Annotated in this window: 16 protein-coding genes and 4 pseudogenes; 10 read left to right on the top strand and 10 right to left on the bottom strand. The window is 65.1% G+C overall.

Going from position 1 to position 16,472, the window contains the following annotated elements; translation table 11 throughout:
• The 3 genes and pseudogenes from ABWI03_RS33115 to ABWI03_RS33105 form a co-directional block, all read right to left on the bottom strand.
• The coding region (locus ABWI03_RS33115) for a uracil-DNA glycosylase (protein ID WP_352101929.1) at nucleotides 1-640 on the bottom strand (640 nt) is incomplete at its 3' end.
• Between the two features lie 361 nt (nucleotides 641-1,001).
• Nucleotides 1,002-1,706, bottom strand: coding sequence for a DUF8548 family protein (locus tag ABWI03_RS33110; protein WP_166814184.1), 705 nt, complete (start codon nucleotides 1,704-1,706; stop codon nucleotides 1,002-1,004).
• Nucleotides 1,707-2,112: 406 nt separating this feature from the next.
• Nucleotides 2,113-3,211 (bottom strand): annotated as a pseudogene (locus ABWI03_RS33105) (hypothetical protein).
• 212 nt (nucleotides 3,212-3,423) lie between these two features.
• On the opposite strand from ABWI03_RS33105, the gene ABWI03_RS34220 reads away from it, so the two are divergent.
• The 3 genes from ABWI03_RS34220 (at nucleotide 3,424) to ABWI03_RS33090 (ending at nucleotide 5,974) form a co-directional block, all read left to right on the top strand.
• Nucleotides 3,424-3,663 carry a hypothetical protein gene (locus ABWI03_RS34220; protein WP_166814172.1) on the top strand — a complete coding sequence of 80 codons (240 nt, stop codon included), beginning with the start codon at nucleotides 3,424-3,426 and terminating at the stop codon, nucleotides 3,661-3,663.
• Nucleotides 3,664-4,033: 370 nt separating this feature from the next.
• The gene (locus tag ABWI03_RS33095; protein ID WP_306300990.1) at nucleotides 4,034-4,678 is read left to right on the top strand and encodes a hypothetical protein; all 645 of its coding nucleotides are present in this window, start codon (nucleotides 4,034-4,036) and stop codon (nucleotides 4,676-4,678) included.
• Nucleotides 4,679-4,984: 306 nt separating this feature from the next.
• Nucleotides 4,985-5,974: a recombinase family protein gene (locus ABWI03_RS33090; RefSeq protein ID WP_005569266.1), complete on the top strand. Its 990-nt coding sequence runs from the start codon at nucleotides 4,985-4,987 to the stop codon at nucleotides 5,972-5,974.
• Between the two features lie 101 nt (nucleotides 5,975-6,075).
• On the opposite strand, the gene ABWI03_RS33085 is transcribed toward ABWI03_RS33090, so the two are convergent.
• The 6 genes and pseudogenes from ABWI03_RS33085 to ABWI03_RS33060 form a co-directional block, all read right to left on the bottom strand.
• Nucleotides 6,076-6,369, bottom strand: a complete 294-nt coding sequence (locus tag ABWI03_RS33085) for a HigA family addiction module antitoxin (RefSeq protein WP_003943405.1) — start codon at nucleotides 6,367-6,369, stop codon at nucleotides 6,076-6,078.
• A 44-nt stretch (nucleotides 6,370-6,413) separates the two neighbouring features.
• Entirely contained in the window at nucleotides 6,414-6,695 is a 282-nt protein-coding gene (locus ABWI03_RS33080) for a type II toxin-antitoxin system RelE/ParE family toxin (RefSeq protein ID WP_003943404.1), read from the bottom strand.
• A gap of 164 nt (nucleotides 6,696-6,859) precedes the next feature.
• Nucleotides 6,860-8,293, bottom strand: coding sequence for a hypothetical protein (locus ABWI03_RS33075; protein ID WP_352101931.1), 1,434 nt, complete (start codon nucleotides 8,291-8,293; stop codon nucleotides 6,860-6,862).
• 34 nt (nucleotides 8,294-8,327) lie between these two features.
• A pseudogene (locus ABWI03_RS33070) lies at nucleotides 8,328-9,101 on the bottom strand (TniB family NTP-binding protein); the annotation flags it as partial.
• Nucleotides 9,098-11,255 (bottom strand): annotated as a pseudogene (locus tag ABWI03_RS33065) (TnsB C-terminal domain-containing protein). The pseudogenes ABWI03_RS33070 and ABWI03_RS33065, both read right to left, overlap by 4 nt.
• A complete protein-coding gene (locus ABWI03_RS33060) occupies nucleotides 11,252-12,019 on the bottom strand; it encodes a TnsA-like heteromeric transposase endonuclease subunit (protein WP_003945394.1) in 768 nt (255 codons plus the stop codon). The pseudogene ABWI03_RS33065 and the gene ABWI03_RS33060 overlap by 4 nt, the downstream one beginning before the upstream one ends.
• 428 nt (nucleotides 12,020-12,447) lie before the next feature.
• Between ABWI03_RS33060 and ABWI03_RS33055 the strand changes: the two genes are divergently transcribed.
• The 4 genes from ABWI03_RS33055 (at nucleotide 12,448) to ABWI03_RS33040 (ending at nucleotide 14,125) form a co-directional block, all read left to right on the top strand.
• On the top strand, nucleotides 12,448-12,585 hold the full coding sequence (locus tag ABWI03_RS33055) for a hypothetical protein (RefSeq protein ID WP_003945382.1): 138 nt from the start codon (nucleotides 12,448-12,450) through the stop codon (nucleotides 12,583-12,585).
• A gap of 220 nt (nucleotides 12,586-12,805) precedes the next feature.
• A complete protein-coding gene (locus ABWI03_RS33050; RefSeq protein ID WP_003945392.1) occupies nucleotides 12,806-13,015 on the top strand; it encodes a hypothetical protein in 210 nt (69 codons plus the stop codon).
• 73 nt (nucleotides 13,016-13,088) lie between these two features.
• Nucleotides 13,089-13,343, top strand: coding sequence for a hypothetical protein (locus ABWI03_RS33045; protein WP_003945385.1), 255 nt, complete (start codon nucleotides 13,089-13,091; stop codon nucleotides 13,341-13,343).
• A gap of 86 nt (nucleotides 13,344-13,429) precedes the next feature.
• Nucleotides 13,430-14,125, top strand: a complete 696-nt coding sequence (locus ABWI03_RS33040; protein WP_003945386.1) for a ParB/RepB/Spo0J family partition protein — start codon at nucleotides 13,430-13,432, stop codon at nucleotides 14,123-14,125.
• Here ABWI03_RS33040 and ABWI03_RS33035 read toward each other — a convergent pair.
• Complete coding sequence (locus ABWI03_RS33035; RefSeq protein ID WP_231783836.1) at nucleotides 14,023-14,238, bottom strand: transposase; 216 nt, start codon at nucleotides 14,236-14,238, stop codon at nucleotides 14,023-14,025. The two genes, ABWI03_RS33040 and ABWI03_RS33035, sit on opposite strands and share 103 nt — an antisense overlap.
• Here ABWI03_RS33035 and ABWI03_RS34215 point away from each other — a divergent pair.
• The 3 genes and pseudogenes from ABWI03_RS34215 to ABWI03_RS33020 form a co-directional block, all read left to right on the top strand.
• The gene (locus ABWI03_RS34215) at nucleotides 14,157-14,633 is read left to right on the top strand and encodes a DDE-type integrase/transposase/recombinase (protein WP_143173150.1); all 477 of its coding nucleotides are present in this window, start codon (nucleotides 14,157-14,159) and stop codon (nucleotides 14,631-14,633) included. The genes ABWI03_RS33035 and ABWI03_RS34215 overlap by 82 nt on opposite strands.
• Before the next feature lie 104 nt (nucleotides 14,634-14,737).
• Nucleotides 14,738-15,844 carry an IS110 family RNA-guided transposase gene (locus tag ABWI03_RS33025; protein ID WP_003945393.1) on the top strand — a complete coding sequence of 369 codons (1,107 nt, stop codon included), beginning with the start codon at nucleotides 14,738-14,740 and terminating at the stop codon, nucleotides 15,842-15,844.
• A gap of 16 nt (nucleotides 15,845-15,860) precedes the next feature.
• Nucleotides 15,861-16,123 (top strand): annotated as a pseudogene (locus ABWI03_RS33020) (transposase); the annotation flags it as partial.
• Nucleotides 16,124-16,472: the final 349 nt, after the last annotated feature.

Here is a 16,472-nt window from a genome sequence, read left to right as displayed (position 1 = left end):
GCTTTCTGCTGGTGTGGTGGTTTCCGGTGGAAAGCATCCTGGCGATGTCGGTGATGGCGGCGTCGAATCGTTCCCGTCCGCCGGCCGAGTTCAAGCCACGATCGGAGCAATGAGGAATGTTTCCCGGAACGACATACACGTCGCGTTCGATGCCGGCGCGCTCCCACCCGTCCCGTGCGGCGACACCCAACAACAGCACTATCTCCAAATTCGGGCACAACGCGACGAACTCTCGGGTCCACTGAGCCGAGCGGGCACGTTCGGCCGGGGTGGAACCACCGTTCTTGACCCCGGAGACAGGGAACGGGACGACATTCCAATGCACCACGTCCGACCACGAAATACCGGCGCGGGCATACGCTTCGCGACAGTTGCGTGCAGTGCGGTCGTTGTTGTCGAGACTGAGCAGACCCGACCCGGTCCCGGCCTCAGCTTTCGTGGAGGGGTTGTCCAGCAGAACAAGAACTCGCGCATCGATTCCACCGAGATCCGGATCCACGTAGGGCACGTGTCCGTGGGGGAGCCCGACAGAGTCGGCGATACGGTCCGCGAGCGAATTCAACGCCGCCACATGAGTGTCGCGAATACGGTTCTTCTTCTCGACAACTACCGTGGGGTCGGCGTTGCGTCCGTTACTCATGATGGTGAGTATTCATGGTCGTCGTACTCCTCGAAACAGGCGCCCAGCAGATAACTCGTCCACCGGCCAGAGTTTATGAACATGCTGTGGCAATCGCTCCGATGACAATCACCAAGAAGACAACGAAACCGATGAATTCCACCACTCCTTCAGCGGGTGAACCCTTTTTCGCAGCACTCATCTGAACCTCACTCCTGTCGTTTTCCCCGCGAAGCTCGGACACGATCAACGCAGATGCGACTCGCAGTCTCATCGCCCTGTTTCACAGCAAGAGTGGCACGGCCCGCCGACATGTTCCGTTGGCGGAGAATCGCTGAACTCAGAAGGTCAGGCGTGCAGTTGGTCGCTCCGCAGCTAGCGCTCAGCTCTGTTGGTTCACAGGTCGGCCGGATTCGAATCGCCAGATCGCATGATCGAGATGGGTGACGTTGTGGCCGCATTTTTCGGCGACCGCTTTCACAAGCATCGCGGCATCGGTTGCGCTCACATTCTCCGCGACCGCTCCGATCGCGTCGGCGACGTAGCGGATGACCATGCGATCAGCTTTCACACCGGGAGTACCAGCGAGCATCAGGAAGTAGTTCCAGGTGATCCCGGAACGCTGGCCAGGTACCCGCGCCCAGGCTTTCTTCGCGCTCGCGAGATCGTCGGCGTCGGCGGCGCGGAGGTCGTCGGTGCTGTCGATTCCCAGCTCACGCAGCCGCCCGGCAGCCTCATGAATAGCCGCAGCCTTGAGCGGAGCACCTTTGGTCGTCGAGGTCGGTTTGCGGTTGTTCGTCATCTCGGCCCACTCCTTCGGGCCGCCGAGTTCGTCGAAAGTCTCCAACAGGGCGCCGGCATTGTCGGTGTCGGCATCACCGCCCTGCGCCTGCCGGAAGTCGATGTAATGCCTCAGGACGTTTTTGACGGAGTTGTAGTGTGCGCCGGTGGACGCGATCGAGTCGATGATGCACAGAGCAAGGCTGCGCGGGTAGCCATCCGGGCGGAACCACAGATCAGAATCGCCGAGGTCGGCGTTGCAGCGCTTCGCGAGGAGTTCAAGCCGATCATCTGATGGCGTGGGCATGTGTGTCCTCTGATCTGTGCTTCGTGTAGGGTCTCGCTGCCGATGACATTTCGAGACGCCGTGACATGCGCGTTCATGTCGGGTCTCACGGTATGGCCACCGCGATCTGTCTCAACCTGATGACATTTCTTCATCGGACACTGTGCCCACACCAGCTGCCTGTCCCGTGTTTTCGCGTTGGTTCCGAGTAGCCGACCGCGAGATCCCGTTTGTTCGGACTGCCCCGTTTGACGCCCGTTTGACGCCCCGAAGGCAAAATCAGTGGACGGGGCTATCGGGTTTGTACTGGTCGGCGAGTTTCGATCAAGGGCCGGTTTCAGGACGTGCCGGTGCGGGTTCGGCAGACGGTACATCGCAAACCTCGTCGGCGCTTTTGAGTTGGGACGCATGTTTCGCCGGGCCGCGATCATCGCGCCTCGTTCGACCGACTCCGCGTTTCCTCGATGCGTTGCCGCTGTCGGACCCCGTACGCCGCCTCTTTGACGGCGGCGTCGTCCTCGAGACCCGAACCGAGGGCCCCACCGATGGTCGCGATGGACGCCAGCAGCCAGGTGAGCGTCAGGTAGTCGGAGAAGTTCACCCCGTGCCCGAGAACACTGGACAGCAGTTCCGAGGGAAGAGTCAGACACGCGGTGAACAGCAGCAGGCAGAACAGGGCCACATGCAGCACGACGACACCGATGACCAGGGTGACTACGGTCGCGGTGTTGTACAGCACCGATCGATCGCGTTCCGCCGGCGACTTCGGCCGCTCCCAGAGTTCGTGGTCGAGGATCAGCCAGAGAATGATCGCCACGATCGACAAAATCATCGCCACACTCATACGCCATGGCCCCATCGTGTCGGCGAACAACCAGATCGTGTTGGTGGCCAGCGCGATCGCACCCGTGGCGAAGGCGCCGACGAGGACCTTCGACAGTCCGGTGACCAGTCGCCACGGCCGGTTGGCGCGCACCATCCCCGACAACAGTCGCAGTCGCCGCAGTCCAGAGGGCGCGAAGTACCGGATGCCGTCCTCAACTTGCGCAGACCGGAACCGTCGCGCCGCACCGGGGGGGCATGAGTGCCGGCTCACCGAGGATGTGGGCGATGGCGAGTTCGGTGATGGTGCGGACGCGGCGCTCGATGTGGATGCCGCCCACTCCGGCGACCGAGATGAGCGCGAATTTGTGGTCGGCGCTGACGTCGGCCACCACCGGGAGGGTGTCCTCGCGGCGCGGCAGATCGGTGAGGTATACGACGATGTCTTCCTCTTCGGAGGACGGATCGACCGTGTCGATGATATCGGCGAAATCCGCTTGCTCGTCGGGCAGGTACGGTTTGCGGCGCACGCACGTCGTCCACCGGCGCTCGTCCCGGTCAGGGCTGCCCAGGCGTTCCGGCAGGTACTCCGCAATACGTTCGGCAAGAGCCGCTGGTTCGCCCGGATCCGCGATCAGCAGCACCGAGACCTGCTCACCCGCGGCACCGGAGCGCCCTCCCTGCAGGTGCTCGTTCGCCTTCACCGCCTTCGCGTACCCGCTCGGTCTGAGCCCAAACTCTAGGCAGTGGGGTGCGAGACGATCCACCACGCCCACGCGATAGGAAAGCGGAGCTGGAACGGGCCCGGCACCGACCGCGGATGCGGCCGTCGGTCACCCGGTCTCGTTTGACGCCGGCCACTCCCCGGGGATCGGACCTGCGTGGGAGGCGCGGACTTCGGGGTGGGGGCGCAGCGGTGGGTGCCGGGATCGACGGTGAGGTCCTCGGTGTCGGCGAAGATCAGCCCGCCCGTCGTCGAGCGCGATCGCCCACCGATGCGCCGGCGCCCAGCCGTAACCGGCGCCCCAGGTTCGGTCAGTGCCGCGAAGTCCTCGACGACCTCGCCGAGGTCGTCCGCTTCGGGCTTTCCGGCGGACCAGCACCCGGACGCCGATCGTCAACTCCGGGCCGCGCGCAAGCCTGTTACCGCTTCTAGTGGGCCATGGGCTGCACCCTTTCGCTCGGTGAAGTCCGGGGCTCGAAGCATAAGCACCTTCCCTGCAGCAGGCGACCCGAAGTGCCCGGACCAATCCGGCGATCGCCGGTTACTCACCGGTACAAATGCTTTGGCTCCCCCCGCCCCGGTTGCCACTTGCCAGATGGTGGTGCACCATCACTGCCGTGCGCAGTCCACGCTGGCCCGCGACCGCCCCACCGCCGTGCGGCGGTGACCGGGTGCACGGTCGCCGACTGCTGACCGTGCGCACTCACCTGACCCTTGAGCTGGTGCCGGATCACCGCGTACCCATGCGGGCTCGCGCTGCAGCTGGCCCTGAGCGCCACCGGCCGCCCGGCCCGGCGCGCTCTTGCACCAGACCCGCCCGCTGACCGACCCCGCGGATCCGTCGGCCCAGTGGTCCTACCTCGACGTGTGGGCCGGGACCGACGACCTCACGGTCGCTGACCCCTACTTTCCCCGCCCGGATCTCCACGCCACCGCCACCGGGATCTGCACCTTCCGCAGCGAGCCGCTGTACTGGCTCCCGGCACCGGCGCGGACGGTCACCCTGACCGCCGAATGGCCGCAGATCGGGTTGCCCGCGAGCCTCACCACGCTGGACCTGGCTGCGGTCGCAACCGTCGTCGACGCACCGCCCACCCTGATACCCAGGACGCCGATCAGTCTCCGCCATGCCGCCCGGCGCCGCGCAGCTCGGGATACCGGGCGGTCAGCCGGGCCACCCGTTGATGCACCTCGGAGAGTTGTCCCCGTGGCGGTCCTCTGTGCGTACTCCTCGGATGTTCTCGATTCGGGCGGTGAGTCCCTCGATCTCCTCGTCCAGCAGGTCGCGGAAGACCCAGGCTTGCGCGATATCGGGGTCGAGGTCGTCCTCGGTCGGTGTCATCCGGTGCTCTCTGCTCGGTGCGTCCGGAAACCGGGAGGGTGCGGCCGCGCGGAACCGGGAGGGTGCGGCCGCGCGGAACCGGGAGGGTGCGGCCGCGGAACGTGACGAGACTGCGCCGCGGCAATCCAGCGAGACATCGTTGCCGAGCCCGGCGACCGGCGTCAACCCGCCACTCCACTCCACGGTACGAACCACCTCTCACCAGACGTGATGTCAACCGCAGGGATCGTCGTCCCGAGGGACGGGTTCTCCGAAGTCGTCGGTGAGCTTGTCCCGAAATCCTGGAAATGGGACGCCATCCAAACCCCCGCCGGGATCCTGTGAAAGCCCAGGGCGGCGTGTCCCAGAAGTTAATTCCATAATTGTGTATCACAAGTTCGGTTCGAACATAACTTTCGGTACGCTCCAGGTGTGGAGTTGGGATACGCCCGGGTGTCGACGAGCAAGCAGGACCTCACCCGGCAGATCGACGCACTCGCCAAGGCGGGAATCGATCCGGCGAACATCTACGTGGACAAGAAATCCGGGACCACCACCGAACGCCCCGGACTACAGGCGCTGCTCGAATGCGCCCGCGGCGGTGACGTGATCGTGGTGCACACCCTCGACCGGCTCGGCCGCACCGTCCGCGACACCCTGAACCTGATCCACGACCTGCACCAGCGCGACATCGGCTTCCGCAATCTGGCCGACCCGGTCCGGATCGACTCGACGAACCCGGACGACCCGATGGGCCAGCTGGCGGTGGTGCTGCTGGCGCTGTTCGGGCAGATGGAACGCACGTACGCGGTCGAGCGAGCCGCGCACGCCCGCACCGTGGCCACCGAGAAGGGCCGCCGCACCGGCCGGCCCAGCGTGGTCAGCGACGCCCAACTCGCCTACGCCACCCAGCTACGCGAGGGCGGCGCCACCATCGCCGAGATCACCGCGAAGACCGGACTGACCCGCTCGACCCTATACCGGCATCTGCCGCCCCGACAGTCCGAGACGCTTACCGCCGACACCGACCCGGACGAGGAGAAGCCCTCGCCGTCACCGGATCCGGCGGCGCCGCCCCCGACGACGGGATCGGCATGCCCGACCTGCGGGTATCAACCCACCACGCGTCGGGAACTGGTCCCGCACCGCGCCGACCTCGCCACCGTCTGGCTGCACCTCGACAAACGCGAGCACCTGCACAAGGCGCGGCACTGTGCCCGCTGTCAACCGCACGGCCACGTCGTGGTGGTCAGCTGCTCGAGGTGCGGTGACGGCCCGCTGCTCACCGGCTCCTCCAGCGACGACCCACCCCGACCGGTCCTGGCGTGGCTTGAACGTCACGAATGGACCACTACTCCAGAACTCGTCTGCGGCAACCACAACACGCGACGGCGACTCGATATCGAACCCCGCAAACGTTGATGCTCGCCAGCGGTGGCCCCCAACGGTGAAGCGCTGGGGCAACCGCAGCTCGGCGAGTGCGCCGGATCGTCCGCGGGGCACCGAGTCCGATACCTGCCGATCTATGCCGAGAGGCGCGTGATCTTGGCGAGGGTGTCGCCTAGCTTGTCGGCCGCAAGGTCGAGCTCGTAGCGGTCCTGGATGTTGAGCCAGAACTGGGCGCTGTTGCCGAACGCCTTGGCCAGCCGCAGCGCGGTGTCTGCGGTGATCGACCGCTTGCCGTGCACGATCTCGTTGATCCGCCGCGGCGGCACACCGATGATCGTGGCCAGGCGGTTCTGCGTGATGCCGAAAGGCTCGAGGAAGTCCTCGCGGAGGATCTCGCCGGGGTGAATGGGGCTCAGGTCTGTAGTCATTGTCGGTGTTCCTTTCCGTGGTCGGAGGTGTCGGTTCCGGGTGGTCAGTGGTAGTCGGTGATCTCCACGTCGTATGCTGCGGTGGCGCGCCAGATGAAACAGATGCGGTATTGATCGTTGATCCGGACGCTGTACTGGCCCACCCGGTCTCCGGAGAGCTTCTCCAGGCGGTTGCCTGGGGGCACCCGCAGGTCGTTGACGTCGGTGGCCGCCTCGATCAACAACAGACGCCGGCGCGCGATCCGCTGAATGTCCTGCGGGAGCTTCTTCGAGAACTGCCGGCGAAAGACTCGCTCGGTCTCCTTGTCGGCGAACGATTCGATCACCTCACCACTATAACGTACTGCGTTAATAACGCGCAACGTTACACGCGCGTTCGAGCGTCGGGACCAGCGCCGCAGTCACCTGCGGTCTTGTTCTCCGGGCAACGTTTTGCCCGGCCCTGCACTGTGCACGACTCGAGCGTGCACCGCACGACGGCCGAGACCGATCAGTGCGCCAGCCGCCGGATCGCTACGGACTGCGGGTTGCCGGCGTCGGTTGGCGGCCGAATCGGGATGCCGTAGTCCTTTGCGATTCGGCTCATCCGCGACACGCTGCGCCCCACCTCGTGTCCGAGGTCCCGCAGGGTTCGCCGCTGGGTGACGTACTGGTGGTGAAACCATGCCGGATCGACCGGCGGGCCTCCGGCGCTCGGCGCGATGCCGTGGTGTCGGGCCAGCCGACCGGTCACCTTCCGGCTGGCTCCGATCATCGCGGCGATCTCGGCGAGGGTGCGGCGTTGGACGCAGTAGAGGTCGACGAACTGCGCCCGGCTCAACGTTTCCTCTGCGGCGGTCTGGGCGACGCGTCGTTCGAACCGCTCTGCGGCAGTGGGTGATGCGGGAGCGGGATGGTTTTCGAGGAGGTGGCGGATCACGTCGAGGGTGGTGGCCAATTGCCGCGCGATCTCCGACAGCGCGGTGTGTTCGTGGCGGGTCAGGTCGTGGAGGGCGGCGAGGTCCACGGCGGCGGGGTTGGGTCCGGGCAGTTCGAGCCCGTCGAGCAGATGCAGGGGTGGATGCCAGTAGACGGGTTCCTCGTCCAGTCCGTGGTCGTCGAGGAAGCGGCGGGCCGCCTGGTCGAGCGGCCCGGACAGGGCGGGGGTGAGTGCGCGCGGAAATCCGGACAGTTTCGCGCGGACGTCGTAATCGTCTGCGAGGAACGGGGACTGGGACGCGGGGAGCCCGCTGAGTCGTTCGAACAGCAGGCAGCGGGCGAAGTCCGCCTTCTGGCCGGCGCCTGGGGGTGTGCCGGTCCGGCGGCATATCTGTTTCCACAGGTCCTCGGGTAGCAGGTCGCGGTAGTCCAGGCGCCGCCGCCGCTCGTAGTCGATCGGCGGCGGTTCCGCGCGGAGGTGGTCCGCCAGAAGGGTCAACGCGGTTAGGGTGTCGTCCCAGTGTGGGGCGTTCCGCAGATGTGCCAGTGTGCGGGTGACCCCGCCCGCGGGGACCGCTGATCCCAGGCGATCGGCGGCCTCGCCGACGGTGAGCGTGGTGCCCACCAGCAGTAGTGCCGTCGACAGGGCCGGGCGGACCTGCGCCGAACTGCACGGGGTCACCGTGCACCGCAGCGACCATTGCGGCCAGAGCAGGGTCGGGATGCGGCGGACGGCGTCGTCCACCGCGGTGGCGTTCGCCGACGGGCGGCTCGGGACGGGGGCGGCGCTGCGGTATCGCAGCTGATCGACGGCGCGGACGAATAGTGGCCGCAACGCGGCGACCTGGATGGCCACCAATCTCGTGCTGGTGGCGCTGCCCCAGTCGCCCATGACGCCGGCGTCGACCTGTCGGCCCAGCCGCCGACCGCCGTGCACCAGCCACCGCAGCGACTCGCCGGCGTCGGCGATATCGGACCGATCCAGTATGGCCGCGGCCGCGGTCACCGCGACGGCTGTCGCGATCGCCCCGCCGGCCCTCGAACGGCCGCATCCCCACCAGCGTGGTGCGCCGCGCCGTCTGCGCCTCGGCGAACAGGCCGCGTTCGGCCAGCCTGACCCCGATGAACACCACGGTGACCGGGAACTCGTTGGCGATGTACTTGAAATGGTTGCTGATCTCCACCCCGCTGGTGGCGTGCACGCGGAGAAAATGCAGATCATCGACCACCAAAAGCCTGGTCTCACACGAGGTCACACAGTCCAGGGCGCGACGGGACAGGTCGGCGCTGGTGCCGCGAGTGTTTCCGGGGTGGGCGTAGAACTCGAGCATCGCCCGGTTGAACTCCTTGAGCCCGGTGTTGCCGGTCAACCCGACCCGGCACACCGGCCACCGCTGGTGGCCATCGCGGGTGTGGGTGCCCTTGATCCGGATCTCGCGGCGGTGAAAATCCTTGGCGAACGCCAGGACCGATGTCGTCTTGCCCAGGCCGGGGTAGGCGTCGATCGCGACCGCGCCCTTGGCCTTGTCGCCGAACTGGAGGTTGCTGTCGACCACGGTCGAGAGTTGCTCGTGCAGCGTGGTCAGTTGCGGTGTCCGGATCGGGCCCAAATTGGCGTGCCACAGCTGCCGAAAATGGTTGTAGACCTCGGCGTCGTCCGCGGTGAGCGCCCGCAGCTGCCGGCGGGTCAGCACCTCCGGCGCGACCAGGGAAGGGGCGTCGGCGAACTCGCGCCACCCCTCCTTGCGGGAGAGCGCCACGTTGCCCAGCGGCGCCAAGTCCTGCAGGTGCTGCCGGATCAGGGCGATCGTCACAGGTACTCCAGCGCATCGGCGTAGAAGTCGCCGTCGTCGGGCCGGTCCGGCTCGTCCTCGGCGTCGTCATCACCGACGTCGATCCCCTCCTCTGAGGCTGCGACCGTGGGTGCAGTATCGCCGTGTGACGGATCGAGATGACGCCTCACCGATGGCGGCCCGGTCACCTCGTTCGTGCGCGGCGGTTCGAGGTCGAGTGCCGCGTCCTCACGTGCCATACGCAACGCCATGCGCCGCTCGGTCATGCTCGACCCGAGGCCGAGATTCCAGCGCTCGAGCAGGTCGGCGACCGCGATCCGGTCGTCGGGGTAGGTGTACTTCGCCTTCGCCAACCGGCGGGCGAATGCCAACGCGTCCTCACTGAGCGGCATCTGCATCGACCGGGCATGCTCCCACTCGAGCGGATACCACCTGCGGGAGATCGGGTCCCGCAGGTAGATCCGGGTGATGTCGTCCGGGTCGACGTGCAGTGGCCACCACCGGCCCTTGCCCTTTCCCCGGTCCGGGTACGGGCTGGCACCGTCGCGGCACCCGAGCGGCAGGTCGCCGTGGTACCGGCGACCGTGCACCTCGAACCCGTAGTGCTGCAGGGTGCGCCACTCCACCTTGAGGAACTCATACCCCAGGTCAGGATCGCGGGGAACCTCGATGTAGCCGGCCCGGGCGATGCCGTGCTCGAACATCACCGCCGGCGACATCTTCACCGACGGCAGATGCGGATCGAGCAGGCTCTCGTGCGGCCGGTGGTGGTACACCACCGCCACCCACTCCCGGATGATCGCCTCCAACTCGTCGAGGTAGAAGAACGCCTCCGACTCCGGCGCCACCCCACGCGAATGCACATCCGGGCCCTTGTATCCGGGCAGCGCCTGCAACAGGTCCTCCCGGATGGTGCGGAAGAACCGCTCCATCCGGCCCCTTGTCGCGGCCGGTCCGCAACCGGGCCGGCTGGATCGAGATCCCCATCCGCTGACACACGCTGGTCAGATGCTCGGAGACGTAGATCTTGCCGTGGTCGATCACGATGGTCTCCGGCGCCAGCGCCGGAGACGCAGCCCCACACATTGGCCCGTCGATCGCGTCGACGTCGACCAGCAGGGACCGGGGAATCCCGTGCTCGGGCCACACCGCATGCGCGGGCCAATCCTTGCCCGCCGGACGCGGCCGGAACGCCTGATACAACGTGGCCGCAGCATCGACCGCCTTCGTCGACACCGGCGTGAGCTGGATCCCGACGACACAGCGGGTGTACCAGTCCATCCCCACCGTCAATTCCGCCTGCACCCACCGCAAGGTCACCGGATCCAGGGCGAACACGTCCAGCCGGGTGGTGTCCATCAACAGGTACTCACCCGGCCGGGTCGGCCGCAGCTTCCCGTACGGTCCCTCCGGGCGGGCCGCGATGTCCCGATTGCGTTTGGTGCTCAACCGGAACGTCGGGTGCCCCCGCTCCAGCTCCTCGAGTATCCGGAACGCGGTGGCCCGCGACGGCAGCTTCACCACGCCCGCACCGAACCGGGCCACCACCCGGGCGTTTGCCCGCTCGATCACCATCGTCCGTGACGGCCGCGATTGATCGGTGTGCTCGACCATCACCTCCAACGCCGTCTCGATCCAGCGTTGGTCGCGGTGTTCCATCGGCGCGTTCCCGGCCGCTCTGCCCGATACGAGGCCGGCCTCGCCGCCGCGGCGGTAGTCACCGACCCAGCGCCGCAGTGTCCGCACCCCGATCTCGAGCTCCGCGGCCTTCGCCGCATACCGCTCAGTCAACGGCACCGTAGGGTCGTACTCGGCGCGCGGTTCTCCGCTCGCCGGCAGCTGCGCAGTGCCCGACCTGTACCCGGTCAGCACCTCGCGCACGTGCGCGGCCCGTTCGAGTACCTGGGTACGTTCGGGCTCGGTCAGCATCGCTGTCACGACGGAAGACAACTCGCCGGGATCGTCGGAGCACGGCCCGCCCTCATCGGGGATCACCCGCACATTCTCCGAGGTCAGCAGCTCTCGGACGGCAATGCGACGGATCTGACCGTTCGTCTTGGTTCTGAGCACGACCTCATTACTCGCCGCAGTTGCCATCATCTCGATCACCTCGACGATCTCACCGTCGTAGATGAACCGAGTCCCGACACCGACCCGCGTCGCTGCGCCACTCATGACGCGGTCCGCAACACGCTGGCGGTGGTCAACCTCTGGGTCATGTCCACACTGAACTCCTGCCGCCACAGCAGATGAAACAGTGCCGCCCGTACAGACGGTGCCGGATAGGCAGACACCGCAGACAGTGCTTCTTCAATCCTGATCCCCTCCCACACTGCACTTCTGACCGCGGCGAGCACATCCGGATCGAAGAACCACGCCCGCCGATAGCCGGCGAGGAACCGCACATTCTCCAGCTCGATCGGAGGGGGCTCGCTCCACACCTCGTAGCGCCATCCCCGTGCGGTCAACACCGACCTGGTCCACTCGAACGTGAACGCCACCGTCTTCGACGCCAACTGCCGGCGAGGTTTCACATCCACGATCACCGGTCCAGCGTTTGTCAGCAGTAGGTAGTCCGGAATGTGTCGGCGTTCCTTGCCGCCGACGGAGCAGCTCAGCAGAAACGGCTGCGCGGCAATGCGCTGCACCCCCACATCGAAGTCCGCGAACAGTAGCCGTGCCAGCTCCAGCCGCGACTCGTAGATCACATGATCGGACTCGGTCGCAGCCCAATAGGTACCCGAATAGTGCTGCTGACCTGCATACCAGCGAAAGGTCCGCCACGGCGTGGAGGCAACGACGTCGTCGACCGCGACCTCATCGAGTGGTCGGATCTCCTCGGCGCCGTCCCCTACGTGGCGGCGCGACAGCTGCGCCGCACCCAGATTCCATGACCCGGCACGCGGTTTCGCCGATCCAGCGACCGTAGCGTTCCCCATCGCGGTATCTCCCCGCATCGGAAGTACTCGGTTGGATCATCCACCCGTTATCCGCGCCCACCACGTAGCCACGCCGAGACAATCTCACTCAGATGGCCAACTGGCCACCGAGTGGCCATCTCGCGTGAGATTTGGCTAAGGTTCTCGAGACCCTACAATGCTCCGCTGCGCTCCGCTCTGTAGAAGCGAAAAGATCCTTTTTCCTTTCTGTCCTTCCGATCCTGATCGACGGCGGTCCCGGCGCAACCCCTGGCGGCTTCGCCGGCCTCCGGCTCCGAAAACTTTTTCAAAGACGCTTCGCTGAAAAACTTTGCGGCCCAAGCATTGCGCCGTGCCCTCATACCGCCGATCCGGAGCTCCATGTCAGAACGGAAAAAAATTGTCAGGGGCCACCGAGAGGGTCCGGACACCAACGAAAGGTCAAGTCAGTGAACGGTTACGACTTCGAACAAGGCAAAGACCACGACGCCGCGACCATCCATTACGCCGGACTGACTTGCGGGTGCGGTGACTACTCCTGCCCTCGCATGCACGACGACGCCGCGCAGTGCGTCAACGCCGAGTAACGACAACCACCCACCAACCTCGAGCAAAGGAAAAACGATGAGCAACGAGACGAACTGCGATTGCGGCCAAACCTCCTGCCCTGCAATGGCAGACGGCACGCAGATGTGCAGCTACCCGGACCCCGGCGACTACGCCTGCACCGCGCAAAGAGCTGGCGACGAGGACTGCATCTGCGGTTGAGCGACCCGCCACCCACCACCCACCACAAAGGAGCCCCACATGAGCACCGAAACCGACACCCTCGCACCCGCGCTTGTCGCCGTTGTCGAGGCGACCGCAGCGCTCGATGCAGCGATGTTCGACCGCCGCCGCGAAGGGTTCATCGACGTCACCGCCCTGGTCGACGCCTTCGCAGCCGCCCGCGCCGCAGCACGCGATGCCGGACACACCGAGGAGGACATCGACGCCGCCGCCACCCCCACCAACTAACCACCCACCCATCCGTCACACGCAAGGACGCGCAGCATGACCGACCACAACCGCCCGACCGAAGGAGAAAACGATGTACGGCTACGACCTGCACAACATCTGCGAGAAAGCAGATGCCTGGGCGAAGTTGTTCGAGACAGCCGAGTATCTCGACAGCGTCGTCGAGCACAACTGCTGTTCGGAAATCGACGTGTTCGTGGAGTTGCTCATCGCACTCGATTACCACGGCCACGCCTCCGCCCTGATGGACGCACACATCGAGGCCGATAGCTGCCGAGACCGTCACCCCACGGCCGATCAAGTGATCTTGGAACCGGCCACCGCTTGAGATCGAAAAACCTACGGAAACAACACAACACCGGGCAGTTGGTACCTGCCCGGTGTTGTGTCCCGAAGTCTACGAGAGGAATCGCGATGACCGCAACACACACCGCCCCCGCCGCAGCGATCGAGGTCGCGCAGCTGCACCCCGACGCCCTCGACATCGGTGAGAACGTCCGCGACAGCGTCGATCTGGCGCAGACCCCCGACTTCGTCGAATCCATCCGCGAAAACGGAGTGCTCGAAGCGATCAGCGCCGTCCGGACCGCAGACGGAACGATCGTCGTCCGCGACGGCCAGCGCCGCACCCTCGCCGCCCGCGAAACCGGACTGACCACCATCCCCGTCGTGATCTACCCCGACACCGAAGGCAGTGACAAGGCCCGCGCCGTCGACCGGATCGGTAAGCAGATCACTGCCAACCGGCACCGCGAAGGGCTGACCGCAGCGCAGCACACCCGAGGAGTTGCGCAGATGCTCGAATTCGGCGCATCCATCACGAAGGTGTCCAAGACCCTCGCGATGGACAAAAAGGATGTCAAAGCCCAGGCAGCGGTAGGGAAAGCCGAGGCAGCCCGCGCCGCCCTCGATGCCGGACAGCTCGACCTCGCACACGCGGCAGTAGTGGCCGAGTTCGAGGAAGCCGGAGACACCGAAGCCGTCGAAAAGCTCCTGACCACCAGGCCTTACAACTTCGACCACGTAGCGGAGCGACTACGCGGGTTGCGCGAAGAACGGGAGGCATACGCCCGCGCCATGGTCAGCCCCGTCTTCCGCAACCAGTTGTAGCCGGCGTTTTCATGAATGCCGACCGCTCGCGCTGCGGCGCGGACCGTGCCACCTCTATCGAGCAATCGAAAGAATTCTTCCTTCTGCTGATCCGTGTACTTTTTCCCAGCCACCGCCACACCTTCCAGTAGGTGTTGCGACGATCGCTGGAATCCAAGCCCGTGAAGGTAAAATTTACTGCGCCGCTGTCCTGGATACGTTTTCGAGGCGAGTCGTCGGTTGGTCGATCGACAGCTCGCAGACAGCGACGTTGGTGACAAACGCTCTAGGAATGGGCATTTCCAATCGAGGCCCAACACCCGGCACACTCATTCACTCGGACAGTGAGACTGTTCGTGCCGGTGTTTTCGGATTTCCTGACCGTTACCGCATGGAGACGAGAGAATGCTGGTGCCGGGAGTTCCCAGTGTTCCTGACCCTCACTCCGATCGACGATCGTGTGTCTTTCCTTGGATTTGTCGGTTCCTGGGAACCCCCGGTGAGGCGCTACGCCTCACCGTCGGGGTGACCTGAGGAGAGCCTGCACCACCAGGTGCTCATCACTGTCTTGTCCGCCGGTTCGGTCGATGCGCGGCGCCGCCTTGCTCATCGGTCAACGGAGAGGAAAGCGACATGACAAGGATGCCTGACAAAGCCGATCTCGATCAAGACCGGCGAGTGTTCGCCGGAGTCGATACCCACAAAGAACTGCACGTCGCCGCGGTGATCGATACCGACGACAACGTCCTCGGAACTCGCAGTTTTCCGACCACCCGAAACGGGTATCGAACCATGCTGACCTGGATCGGCGAGTACGGCAATCTGATCCGGATCGGTATTGAGGGCACTGGCTCCTACGGAGCTGGGCTGACCCGCCACCTCGCGAAAGCCGGCGTGACGGTACTCGAGGTGGACCGCCCCGATCGCTCGGACCGTCGCCGTAAGGGCAAAGACGACGACCTCGACGCCATCAACGCGGCCCGCGCAGCCAAGACCAACCGGCGCACCACCACCCCGAAATCGAAAGACGGTGCCGTCGAGTCACTTCGGGTGTTGAGGGTGACCCGAGCCCATTCGGTACGAGAGCGGCGCAGTGCGCTGCAACTGCTGCGGATGACGATCATCTCCGCTCCCGACGAGCTGCGCGCTCAGGTCCGCGATCTGACGCGGATGCAACTGATCCGCCTCCTCGCCGCCTGGCGACCGGATGTCGCGAACGCTACTGATCCCGTGACCGCCTACCGGGTGTCGATGAAGTCCCTGGCTCGCCGCTATCTCGAATTAACCGACGAGATCGCCGATCTCGACGAACTGATCAACCCAATCGTGAAAGCCCTCGCACCTCAACTACTCGAGCGCGTCGGAATCGGTATCGAAGTCGCCGGACAAATGCTTGTCACCGCCGGCGATAATTCCGATCGAATGAAATCCGAAGCCGCGTTCGCGATGCTATGCGGTGTTGCACCGCTACCCGCATCTTCTGGCATGACCCAACGCCACCGCCTCAATCGCGGCGGTGACCGCCAAGCCAACCGAGCCTTGCATCTGGCCGTCATCGGCCGCATTCGACTCGACCCGAAAACCCAGGCCTACGTAGAGAAGAAAACCAGCGAAGGCCACTCGAAACTGGAAACTATCCGGTGCCTGAAGCGCTACCTGGCTCGCGAGGTCTACTACCTCCTCAACCCTGGACCGCAGACAATCACCCCGAACACCCGACACCATCGAAAAGCAGCTTGACTCTCAGGAGAGCATCCACGGAGTGCAGTTCACGTCCTGGGCATTCACCCACCGGGCGCACGACTCAGGGCTGGTCCCGTCAATGGGATCGATCGGCGATTGCTATGACAACGCCGTGATCGAATCTTTCTGGGGCAGAATACAAACCGAACCCTTGAACAGAAAACGCTGGAAAACGAGGATCGAACTGGCCAACGCCATGTTCGAGTACCTCGAGATCTTCCACAACGGTAGCGTCGGCACAGTGCACTCGGGATGCTGACCCCGATCGAGTTCGAGACATACACTTCACACGTCAACCCGTTGCCTGAAGTCAAATATGGCGGCTCCACGAAACTCGGGGTACATCACTACGGATACTGTCAGGTAGAGACCGATCTAGGCGATCGCACGTGTCACCAAAGTCGTCATCAAGTTACCTCTTCCTGTCACAAGCCGGAGGGTTCGGCGCATCGCGGATCAACCCTCACACCTGTTGGACCCTAACGAGTGTCACTGTTGAGCGGGACCCATCCGACCTCAGTCGGATGCATGGGACTGTCTGAATAACGGTGGATCCGGTCCTTGATTCAACACGCCGAGCTGAGCTTGGCGGGAAGGATCGACGATGACCGAAACACTTGATCCC

It is taken from the genome of Rhodococcus baikonurensis (genome assembly GCF_040489275.1).
GTDB lineage: Bacteria > Actinomycetota > Actinomycetes > Mycobacteriales > Mycobacteriaceae > Rhodococcus_F > Rhodococcus_F baikonurensis.
Note: the sequence above shows the minus strand (reverse complement) of the source record. Positions and strands in the feature narration are given on the sequence as shown.

Excerpts from the sequence above, each read along its gene's own strand:
- ABWI03_RS33110 (WP_166814184.1), bottom strand. The coding sequence starts at position 1,706 with ATGCCCACGCCATCAGATGATCGGCTTGAACTCCTCGCGAAGCGCTGC.
- ABWI03_RS33085 (WP_003943405.1), bottom strand. The coding sequence starts at position 6,369 with ATGACTACAGACCTGAGCCCCATTCACCCCGGCGAGATCCTCCGCGAG.
- ABWI03_RS33060 (WP_003945394.1), bottom strand. The coding sequence starts at position 12,019 with ATGGGGAACGCTACGGTCGCTGGATCGGCGAAACCGCGTGCCGGGTCA.
- ABWI03_RS33050 (WP_003945392.1), top strand. The coding sequence starts at position 12,806 with ATGAGCACCGAAACCGACACCCTCGCACCCGCGCTTGTCGCCGTTGTC.
- ABWI03_RS33045 (WP_003945385.1), top strand. The coding sequence starts at position 13,089 with ATGTACGGCTACGACCTGCACAACATCTGCGAGAAAGCAGATGCCTGG.
- ABWI03_RS33040 (WP_003945386.1), top strand. The coding sequence starts at position 13,430 with ATGACCGCAACACACACCGCCCCCGCCGCAGCGATCGAGGTCGCGCAG.
- ABWI03_RS33025 (WP_003945393.1), top strand. The coding sequence starts at position 14,738 with ATGACAAGGATGCCTGACAAAGCCGATCTCGATCAAGACCGGCGAGTG.